General features: G+C 67.3%; 11 protein-coding genes. 5 read left to right on the top strand and 6 right to left on the bottom strand.

What is annotated here, in order from left to right; all coding sequences use genetic code 11:
- Positions 1 to 87: 87 nt before the first annotated feature.
- From E1261_RS39620 to E1261_RS39605, 4 genes are all read right to left on the bottom strand, one after another.
- On the bottom strand, positions 88 to 660 hold the full coding sequence (locus E1261_RS39620) for a hypothetical protein (protein ID WP_132414900.1): 573 nt from the start codon (positions 658 to 660) through the stop codon (positions 88 to 90).
- Positions 661 to 720: 60 nt separating this feature from the next.
- A complete protein-coding gene (locus E1261_RS39615) occupies positions 721 to 1,077 on the bottom strand; it encodes a hypothetical protein (protein ID WP_132414899.1) in 357 nt (118 codons plus the stop codon).
- Between the two features lie 91 nt (positions 1,078 to 1,168).
- Positions 1,169 to 1,771, bottom strand: a complete 603-nt coding sequence (locus tag E1261_RS39610) for a DUF6461 domain-containing protein (protein ID WP_132414898.1) — start codon at positions 1,769 to 1,771, stop codon at positions 1,169 to 1,171.
- Entirely contained in the window at positions 1,768 to 2,238 is a 471-nt protein-coding gene (locus E1261_RS39605; protein WP_132414897.1) for a GNAT family N-acetyltransferase, read from the bottom strand. Before E1261_RS39605 ends, E1261_RS39610 begins: the two co-directional genes overlap by 4 nt.
- Positions 2,239 to 2,369: 131 nt before the next feature.
- Between E1261_RS39605 and E1261_RS39600 the strand changes: the two genes are divergently transcribed.
- Positions 2,370 to 3,950: an alkaline phosphatase D family protein gene (locus E1261_RS39600; RefSeq protein WP_132414896.1), complete on the top strand. Its 1,581-nt coding sequence runs from the start codon at positions 2,370 to 2,372 to the stop codon at positions 3,948 to 3,950.
- Here the strand turns inward: E1261_RS39600 and E1261_RS39595 are convergent.
- The gene (locus E1261_RS39595; protein ID WP_202875414.1) at positions 3,947 to 4,693 is read right to left on the bottom strand and encodes an SDR family NAD(P)-dependent oxidoreductase; all 747 of its coding nucleotides are present in this window, start codon (positions 4,691 to 4,693) and stop codon (positions 3,947 to 3,949) included. The two genes, E1261_RS39600 and E1261_RS39595, sit on opposite strands and share 4 nt — an antisense overlap.
- An 87-nt stretch (positions 4,694 to 4,780) precedes the next feature.
- Between E1261_RS39595 and E1261_RS39590 the strand changes: the two genes are divergently transcribed.
- On the top strand, positions 4,781 to 5,623 hold the full coding sequence (locus tag E1261_RS39590) for a helix-turn-helix transcriptional regulator (protein ID WP_132414894.1): 843 nt from the start codon (positions 4,781 to 4,783) through the stop codon (positions 5,621 to 5,623).
- Between the two features lie 68 nt (positions 5,624 to 5,691).
- Complete coding sequence (locus E1261_RS39585) at positions 5,692 to 6,567, top strand: aldo/keto reductase (protein ID WP_132414893.1); 876 nt, start codon at positions 5,692 to 5,694, stop codon at positions 6,565 to 6,567.
- Positions 6,568 to 6,652: 85 nt separating this feature from the next.
- On the opposite strand, the gene E1261_RS39580 is transcribed toward E1261_RS39585, so the two are convergent.
- Positions 6,653 to 8,272 (bottom strand): glycosyl hydrolase family 28-related protein, encoded by a 1,620-nt coding sequence (locus tag E1261_RS39580; protein WP_165952807.1) that lies wholly within the window; start codon positions 8,270 to 8,272, stop codon positions 6,653 to 6,655.
- 170 nt (positions 8,273 to 8,442) lie between these two features.
- Between E1261_RS39580 and E1261_RS39575 the strand changes: the two genes are divergently transcribed.
- On the top strand, positions 8,443 to 9,540 hold the full coding sequence (locus tag E1261_RS39575) for an LLM class flavin-dependent oxidoreductase (protein WP_132414891.1): 1,098 nt from the start codon (positions 8,443 to 8,445) through the stop codon (positions 9,538 to 9,540).
- Positions 9,537 to 10,048: FMN reductase (locus E1261_RS39570; protein WP_132414890.1), on the top strand; the 512-nt coding region annotated here is incomplete at its 3' end. The genes E1261_RS39575 and E1261_RS39570, both read left to right, overlap by 4 nt.

The following is a 10,048-nucleotide window of genomic DNA, read 5'->3' as shown; positions in this document are numbered from 1 at the left end:
CCCCCACCTCCCCCGACCTCGACACCCTCCTCCACACGGCCGACCAGGCCATGTACAACGCCAAACACCACCGCCCCTGAGCTGGCGTCAGGCTCGTCCCCTGGTCGCAGGAAGCCCGACGGCATCGGCGAACTCCTGCGAGAAGACAGCCATCACGTCGTCGGTCCCCAAATAGAAGCGCCCATCCGCCGGCCACTGTGCGGCGCGGCCTGCGACAAGCCATGCGGTGGCTGCAGGTGCGCGAAGCTCGACGGCTATCGGTAGGCGGTGTCCGTAGTCGCCTTCGGACCAAAGGATGTCGGCTCCTAGGAGGGGAACCCCGACAAGCGCTGACCACGAGGGATGCTCCGTTACATCCACCTCTGCTGCTCCCCCAGGCTGTCCGATCAAGGACAGCTGGCTGGACATGGGCTCCCGGTAGACCTCCAGGCCGTGGTAGTCGAAACTCCAGCCCCACACTGCGGAGTACTGGACTCCGTTCTCGGCGAGCAGGCCGACACCCATCGTGGGTTCGTGCCACCCGCCGAAATCCCACTCGTCAACCTCGATGCCATCGTCGCTGATGTTCAGCGGGTAGTACCTCACCGCCGCCAGGCGCACGCCGGACAGACTTTCGACAGTGCTCCGGAACGCATCCTCAGTGAGCTTCGGCGACGACATCCCACCAGTGTCGTATGCCTCTACCCACTGAGGCGACCGAGATTGTCGCCAGCATTGAGCTCAGCGGCGCCCGGCCCACGCCTCCATCTGCTCGACCGCCCAGTCGTTGCGCGCAGTGACGCCCGGCGCCATGCCGCCCACGTCGGCAAAGGCTGCGATCGGCGTCCACCGCTGGTGTCCTTTCGACTCCCAAACGACTGAGGGAAACAAGCCGATCTTCCGGATTGCCGACCGCTTGATCCGGCGCGACCAGAAGAAACCTCGAACCACGATCTCCGAGCCGTCGAGCAAAACCCCCAGCCGAAAGCCGCGGACCGTCAACCATGCTGCCAGCGGCGCCGTCACCAGCAACGACTTGAGGTCGAAGCTCGCTAGGCCGAACACCACCAACGCCAGCGGCATCACCAGGTTCGCCACCCGGGTGATCATCAACGGCCGAAGGTACATACAGGAATTGTCCCCTGTCTGGGTTCGGATCCTTGGAGCACAGGTGAGGATCGTGCGGACGTCAGCGGGGCGCGCGGCCGCAGAGGTAGGTGCTGGTATCGAGTAAGTCTTGGGTGATTCGGATGCCGGTGAGGTGTTCGGCGAGGGCGAAGGCGGCGGGGGTGCGCAAGGAGGGGTCGCGCTCGTTGAGTGGGCGGAGGTCGAAGCCGACTTGTTCCATGATGTCGACGAGACCGTCGGGGTCACTGCCCTCGCGGCGGTCGGCGACGAACGGTTCGAAGCGGAGGCGGAGGTTGCCGTCCTCCAGCCAGTAGAACCAGTCCTCGGCATCAACGTTGCTGTAGTGCGAGAGCACGCGGGTGCCCTCCGACAGCGGCAGCAGGACAGGCATGCTGATGCCCAGGATGCCGATCCATTCGAGTAGCAGCGTCCAACCGTCGAGTTGGGTGGCGCCGATGCCGTAGCGGCCGTCGCCGTCGGGGTAGCGGCGGGGGAAGCTCTTCTCGGCGAAGGTAATGAACGCGCTGAGCCCGGACACGTGTTCCGTTGGTCTGGCGTCGATGCGGCGAAGCGCCTCCGTTGGATCAATACCTTCGACCATGGTCAGGCAATAGGCGTAGCTCAGCTGGGTGTCTTTGAACCAGAGATAGTCCTGAGCGTTCATGAGCCAAGCTTGGCGAGGGCTTTGTCGGTGAGGCGGTACACGGTCCATTCGTCTTGGGGGGTGGCGCCTAGGGACTTGTAGAAGTCGATGGCTGGGGTGTTCCAGTTGAGGACTGACCATTCGAGGCGTTCGTAGTTGTTGGTGACGCATTCTTGGGCCAGGGCGGTCAACAAGGCTTTGCCTAGGCCGGTGCCTCGGGCTTCGGGGCGGACGAAGAGGTCTTCGAGGTAGATGCCGTGGACGCCGCGCCAGGTGGAGAAGCTGAGGAACCAGATGGCGCAGCCGACGATGCGGTCGTCGAGGAGGGCCACGTGGGCGAAGACGGCGGGGGTTTCGCCGAAGAGGGCGGTCTGCAGTTGCTCGGCTGTCAGGTGGCATTCGTCGGGGGCTCGTTCGTAGTCGGCCAGGGCGTAGACGAGCTCGACGATGGCAGGGACGTCTTCGAGAACGGCACGGCGTACGGTCATGCCGCCATCCTGCCAGCGCACTGATTTCACCTCAGCGACAGACCTTCGACACCTGGCGCGAGAACAGTGAAGGCCGCCAAAGAAAGGTAAATAGCCTTCCCTGAACCCGCCTCGTCCAGGAGGTATTTTTCATGACCGTTTCACGCCGCCGCTTCCTCGCCGCGGGTGGTGCGGGCTCGGCCGCCGTACTGCTCGGCACCGGCGCCTGGGACGCCTCGACCACGTACGCCGCGCCGGCTGCCGCCGGTAATCCGTTCACGCTCGGCGTTGCTTCCGGCGACCCGCAGTACGAGAGCGTCGTGCTGTGGACCCGGCTCGCCACCGACCCGTTCGCCGTCGACGGCAAGGGCGGGATGCCCGGTCGCAACGTCCGCGTCCAGTACGAGGTCGCCCTTGACGAGCACTTCCGGTACGTCGTTCGCCGCGACTCAGTGATCGCGACTCCGGAGCTAGGCCACTCGGTGCACCCCGAGATCCGCGGGCTGCTGCCGGATCACGTCTACTACTACCGCTTCCGCACCGGCAACCAGGTGTCCGCGATCGGCCGGACGCGGACCACGCCGCACCCGTTCGCGAGCCCGCGGCAACTCAGGTTCGCGTTCGCGTCGTGCAACGCCTGGCAGGACGGGTTCTTCACGGCGTACGACCACATGGCCACCGAGGACCTCGACCTGGTCGTCCACCTCGGCGACTACCTGTACGAGTCCGGCGTCAAGACGAACAGGCGCGGTGTCGTGACGGATCCGCGGTTCCACGGTGAGACGTTCGACCTGGCTCGCTACCGGCTGCAGTACTCGCTCTACAAGACCGAGGCGCCGCTGCAGGCCGCGCACGCCGCGCACCCGTGGATCCACACGATCGACGACCACGAGGTGGAGAACAACTGGGCCGGCGACCTGTCTCAGGCCGACACCGAGCCGGACCAGGATCCGGTGGTGTTCCGGGCCCGCCGGGCGGACGCGTTCCAGGCGATGTACGAGAACATGCCGCTGCGGCACGACCAGATGCCGTCCGGCCCGGCGGTTCGGTTGCACCGGCGCCTTCCGTACGGGCGGCTGGCCGACATCACCATGCTCGACACCCGGCAGTACCGCTCCGACCAGCCGTGCGGCGACGGTGACTCGTCGACCTGCACCGACCGGTTCAACCCGGACAACACGATGCTCGGCGGCAAGCAGCGCGCCTGGCTGCTGGACGGTTTCCAGCGGTCGAACGCCCGCTGGCAGATCCTCGGTAACCAGGCGCCGATGGGTCAGACCGACTGGACACCTGGCCCCGAGACGCGGGTCTGGTTGGACCCCTGGGACGGTTATGTTGCCGAGCGCAACAAGGTGCTCGGGGCAGCGCAGGACAGTGGCGTCCGCAACCTGGTCGTCATCACCGGCGACCGGCACCAGAACTACGCCCTCGAACTCAAGCGCGACTACGACGCCCCGGAGTCCGCGGCCGTCGGCACCGAGTTCGTCGGTACGTCGATCACCAGCGGCGGCGACGGCGCGGACCTGACGGACCAGGGCAAGCAGTTCCTGGCCGCCAACCCGCACCTCAAGTTCTTCAACAGCCAGCGCGGTTACGTCCGCGTCACCGTTGACCAGAAGCAGTGGCGCTCCGACTTCCGCGTCCTCCCGTACGTGCAGACTCCGGGCGCAACGATCAGCACGCGCGCGACGTACATCGTGGAGGACCGCAACCCGCACGTCCACTCGGCCTAGGCTGCGAGGCCGCCGTCCACCGGCAGCACGGTTCCGGTCACGTACGACGATCGGTCGCTGAGCAGCCAGGCGGCGGCCTGCGCGATCTCGTCGGGCTGCGCGGCCCGACGCAAAGGCGTTTGAGCGTTGAGTCCGTCGATCACCCCGGGCGTCGCGCGGTCCCAGTCGCGCAGCATCTCGGTGAGCGTCGTCCCCGGCGCGATCGCGTTCACCCGGATGTTCTCCGGCCCGTACGTCGCCGCGGCCGATGCCGTCAGACTGTGCCCCGCCCGCTTCACCGCGCCGTACCCAGGCAGTGCCGGGTTAGGCATCAGACCACCGATGCTGGACGTGTTCACGATGCTCCCGCCACCACCACCGGCGCGAAATGCGGTGACCTCGGCAACCATCGCGACCCACAGTCCGCGCAGATTGACGGCGTACAGCTCGTCCATCACGTCGACGGACAGCTCGTCCATCGGGCCGGGTGGTTGCCCTCTCGCCCCATTGTTGAAGGCACCGTCGAGACGCCCGTACTGCGTCACCGTCCGCTCGACCGCGGTTCGGATCGCGTCCGGGTCGGCCAGGTCACAGACGACGTACGAGGCACCGGTCTCCGCCGCGACCCCGGCCAACTGCTCCTCGCTCCGCGCGGCGAGCATCACCTGGGCTCCTTCGGCCACGAACAGCCGGGCTGCCGCGGCACCGATCCCCCGCCCGGCGCCGGTGATGAAAATCGTCTTTCCTTCCAGCAATCTCTCCATGCAGCCCACCCTGACCATCTGCGAAGTCCGCAACCAGGCACCAGGAGTACCTGGCTGTACGGCGCGCCCCGGCGCACACTGGACGACGTGGACAAACCCGAGCTGGCCGCCTTCCTCCGCAGCCGCCGTGAGCGCATCGGCCCGGCCGAAGCGGGTCTGCCCGCGGGACGACGACGCCGTACGCCGGGACTTCGCCGGGAGGAGGTCGCCCAGCTGGCGTTCATCTCGACCGAGTACTACACCCGGCTGGAGCAGGCCCGCGCCCCGCATCCGTCGTACGAGGTGCTGGCCGGGATAGCCCGGGCGCTGCGGCTATCCGATGCCGAGCGCAACTACCTGTACCGGCTGGCCGACGTACCGGTGACGCCGCCCGGCCCGTCGCGGGTCGTGCGGCAGAGCATCCTCGACCTGATCGAGCGGCTGCCGACCACGGTCGCGATCGTGTTGTCCGCGACGTACGAGGTGATCGCGTGGAACCACCTCGCCGCCGCCCTGCTGGAGGACTTCTCGCAGCGGTCGCGACAGGACCGCAACCTGCTACGGCGGGAGTTTCTCGGTCCCCGCTCGGCGGGCGGCAGGGTCTTCGGGGCCTCCGACGGCGACCAGTTCGCGCGGAATGCCACCAACTACCTCCGCGCGACGGCGGCGCGGTATCCGGATGACCCGGAAGTACAGGGGCTGATCGCCGATCTGCTGGTCGGCAGCCCGCGGTTCGCCGAACTGTGGCAGGCCCACGAGGTCGCGGCCGAACCGGCGCTCTGCAAGACCTTCGATCATCCGCTGGTCGGCCTGATCAGCGTGAACTGCGATGCGCTCGCGATCCCGGACCGCGACCAGCAACTCATCCTCTACACCGCGCCCCCCGGATCACCGTCGGAGGAAGCGCTCAAGCTGCTGGCCGTGATCGGTACCCAGGAGCTGATTCAGTAGCCGGAGTGCTGGGTGCGTTCGCATATTCCTGTTGGAGTTCCTGGTTCAGGTGGGGGAAGTTGGAAGACATGGGAACCCAGACGAAGAACACCCGGACCATCGGCGACGTCCAGGTCAGCCCGATCGGGCTCGGCGCGATGCCGATGTCGATCGAGGGCCGGCCCGACGAGGCCCGGTCGATCGCGACCATCCACGCCGCGCTGGACGCCGGCATCACGCTGATCGACACCGCCGACGCGTACCACCTGACCGCGACCGACGACGGTCACAACGAGACCCTGATCGCCAAGGCCCTCGCGTCGTACGGCGGTGACACGTCGGACGTCCTGGTCGCCACCAAGGGTGGTCACCTCCGCCCGGGCGACGGGAGCTGGACGCTGAACGGTTCCCCGGACTACCTCAAGCAGGCGGTCGAGGCGTCGATCAAGCGACTCGGTGTCGAGGCGATCGGCCTGTACCAGTTCCACCGGCCCGACCCGAAGACGCCGTACGAGGAGTCGGTCGGTGCCATCCGCGACCTGCTCGACGCCGGCAAGATCCGCCAGGCCGGCATCTCGAACGCCAACCCCGAGCAGATCCGTCAGGCCAACGAGATCCTCGGCGGCCGGCTGGTCTCGGTGCAGAACCAGTTCTCGCCGAAGTTCCGCTCCAGCGAGCCGGAGCTCGAGCTCTGCGACGAACTCGGCATCGCCTTCCTGCCCTGGTCCCCGCTCGGCGGCATCACCAACGCCAGCGACCTCGGCAACAACCACCCCGCCTTCCACACCCTCGCCGCCGAGCTCGGCGTCAGCCCGCAGAAGCTGACCCTGGCCTGGATGCTCGCCAAGTCCCCGGTCGTCATCCCGATCCCCGGCTCCAGCCGCCCGGAAACCATCCGCGACTCCTACTCCGCCGTCGACCTCACCCTCACCCCCGACCAGGTCGCGACCCTCGACGCCGCCTAAGGACAGGACGTATACGCCTACTACATGGCGTCCGCACGCTCAGGGCCCGGCTGCAGACCGCGCAACCGGGCCACACCTCCTGTCCTTAGGAGCAACTCCGTTGGGCTGCGTAAAGGTCTGGTACGGCGGGCGCCGTGTCCTGGAGGTAGGTCGCGTTCTCCAGGTCACCGGCGAAGTCTCGGGGTAGACCGCTGCCGGCGGAGGTAAGGCCTTGGAGGCCGATGCCGATGCTGCGTGGCGCAACGTCGGCCAAATCGATCGCGTACGGCGCACCGCCGGTGACGCGGACGTTCCAGTGCGCGATGCGGGCGCCGAAGAACGGGCCGGAGGCTGTGGAGCCGCCGACGGTGCCCTTGTTCACCAGGGTGATGTCGGTGCGGACGTTCTCGAAGGGCATGGCGCGGTGGGTGTCGAAGGCGCCTTCGGCCATCCGGCCGCGCCGCCAGACGTTGCCGGCCGAGAGTCCTTCGAGATTCAGACCGTGATGCAGGGCGCCGGTGGGCAGCGGCTCGGTGAACGGCTCGATCTCGAAACCGTCGACCAGGTTGTCGTGCGCCTGCATGCGGCACGCGAAGCTGTGGTGAGCGGAGCGGCCGCCGACCGCGACGTTCGTCAAGGTCACCGCCTTCGTGGTGGTGAACCCGAAGCCGAGGTCGCAGTTCTCGACCCGGACATCGTCCGCCCAGCAGTCGTGCACCGCCTGGAAACACAGTCCGTTCGAACCTGGATGCCGGTTGTGGATCGTCATCGGCCGCAGCTCGTTGCGGATCGTCAGGGATTCGATGCCGACGTCGTGCACAGTCGGTCCGATCTCCCGCAGCCGCGACGGCCAACTCGGCCGCAGGTCGTACCGCAGGGGCTGTGCCAAGAGCACCAGCCGCTCACCAAGGACGGCCTCGATCCGGACGGGCCACTGCAGACTCGCGTACTGGATGTACTGACCGCCTGAGCCGGCAGTCAGTTGCGGAGCACGCTTCGCCCAGTCGTAGCCGGACGCCCCGGCCACGTCGCCCGCGAGATGCCGCAGTACGCCGGCATCCGGGAGATTGTCGGTTTCGAGTACGACGAGGTCGCCGGCCGCGAGGTGTTCGGTCGAGTCGACGAGTAGCGTCCGCTGCCCTCGCGAAGCAGCACCGACCGAGGCCAGGGTCTCGCCGAGCAGCCAGCCTTCGGAGGTGGCGTAGCCCTCCGCCTCGGACTTGGCCTTGCGCTCGGCGGACATCACCCAGATCTGCCCGCCGGTCCACGACCACCGGCTCTGCAGGCTGGGTTGGAGATTCGGCCGGTACGACTCGTCGAGCGGCTTGGTGAAGTGCAGGATCGTGCGATCCCGCCCAGCACCTCGCAGGACGACGTTCGACCAGTGGATCCACAGTGGCGAGTCGAGCCGATAGGTCCCAGCCGGTACGACGACAGTCCCGCCACCCCGATCCCCGGCGTACCGGAGTGCGGCGGTGAAGGCTGCTGCGGCGTCGACGCCTGGTTGGGCTCCGAAGTCTTTGACGTTAGCGACGACGCGCGGGCGGCGCGGACGTTCGCCACCGCGGTAGCCAGCGTGCGAGATGTCGGGGATGAGCGGATGCGCGCCAGGCGCTGCGGCCCACTCGTCGAGCAGTTGGCTGGAAAGGTCATGACGAGCAGTCGATGCGGCGGCCGGAGTGATGAGACCTGCAGCGGGTACCACCGCGGCGGTGCCCAGCAGCATTCGACGACTGAAACGGGGAGGCATACGGCGAACTCCTCGGGCGGGAGGTTTCGTGGGGCGGAAGTCAGTTTCACCACGTGGACCCACCGGCTGACAAGACCTCGCCGGTTCCGGAACCTGGAGCGGCATGGTAGTTTAATAGTGAACTACTCGACCCGAAGGAGGACCCGATGCAGTTCGGGGTGTTCAGCGTCAGCGACGTGACCGAGGACCCGACCACCGGAAAGACGGTGAGTGAGGGTGAGCGGATCAAGGCGATGGTGGCGATCGCGCTGAAGGCCGAAGAGGTCGGGCTCGACGTGTTCGCGACCGGGGAGCACCACAACCCGCCGTTCGTGGCCTCGTCGCCGACGACCATGCTCGGGTTCATCGCGGCGCAGACCTCGAAGCTCGTGCTGTCCACCGCGACCACGCTGATCACGACGAACGATCCGGTGAAGATCGCCGAGGACTACGCGATGCTGCAGCACCTCGCCGGCGGTCGCGTCGACCTGATGATGGGCCGCGGCAACACCGGCCCGGTCTATCCGTGGTTCGGTCAGGACATCCGCAACGGCATCGCCCTCGCGGTCGAGAACTACGCGCTGCTGCGTCGCCTCTGGCGCGAAGACGTGGTCGACTGGGAAGGCAAGTTCCGTACGCCGTTGCAGGGGTTCACGTCGACCCCGCGCCCGCTCGACGACGTACCGCCGTTCGTGTGGCACGGTTCGATCCGCTCACCGGAGATCGCGGAGCAGGCGGCGTACTACGGGGACGGGTTCTTCCACAACAACATCTTCTGGCCGGCCTCGCACACCAAGCAGATGATCGATCTGTATCGGCGGCGGTTCGAGCACTACGGCCACGGCGCCGCGGACCAGGCGATCGTCGGGCTCGGCGGGCAGGTGTTCATGCGGAAGAACTCGCAGGACGCGGTGCGCGAGTTCCGGCCGTACTTCGACAACGCGCCGGTGTACGGACATGGGCCGTCGCTGGAGGACTTCACCCGGGAGACGCCGTTGACGGTCGGGAGCCCGCAGGAGGTCATCGAGCGGACGCTGACGTTCCGGGAGCACTTCGGTGACTACCAGCGGCAGTTGTTCCTGATGGACCACGCGGGGCTACCGTTGAAGACGGTGCTGGAGCAGTTGGACATCCTCGGTGAAGAGGTGATTCCCGTGCTACGCAAGGAGTTTGCGGCCCTGAAGCCCGCGCATGTGCCGGACGCGCCGACCCACGAGTCGCTGAAGACCGCGGCTCAGCGTGCACGCGATTTGGAGACGCTATGACCGAACGAGTGATCGCAGTCGTGACGGCTGGGCTGACCACGCCGTCGTCGTCGCGGCTGCTCGCGGATCAGCTGGCGGCCGCCGTACAGGATGAGTTGTCGGCGCGTGGTCAGCCGTCGCGCCTAGAGGTGATCGAGGTTCGTGACCACGCGCACGATCTGACCAACAACCTGCTCACCGGCTTCCCGTCGGCAGAATTGGAGAAGGTGCTCGCCACCGTCACCACGGCCGATGCACTGATCGTGGTCTCGCCGACGTTCTCCGCGTCGTACAGCGGTCTCTTCAAGATGTTCTTCGACGTCCTCGACGACCAGGCCCTGGCCGGCAAGCCAGTCCTGCTGGGCGCAACCGGCGGCACCGAGCGCCACTCCCTGGTGCTCGACTACGCCCTGCGTCCGCTCTTCGCCTACCTCAAAGCCCTCCCCGTCCCCACCGGCGTGTACGCCGCCTCCACCGACTGGGGCCCGAACGCCGCCACCCTCCGCCCCCGCATCACCCGAGCCGCCAC

This window comes from Kribbella albertanoniae (assembly GCF_004348455.1).
Classification (GTDB): domain Bacteria; phylum Actinomycetota; class Actinomycetes; order Propionibacteriales; family Kribbellaceae; genus Kribbella; species Kribbella albertanoniae.
This window is presented reverse-complemented; position numbering and strand designations above follow the sequence as displayed.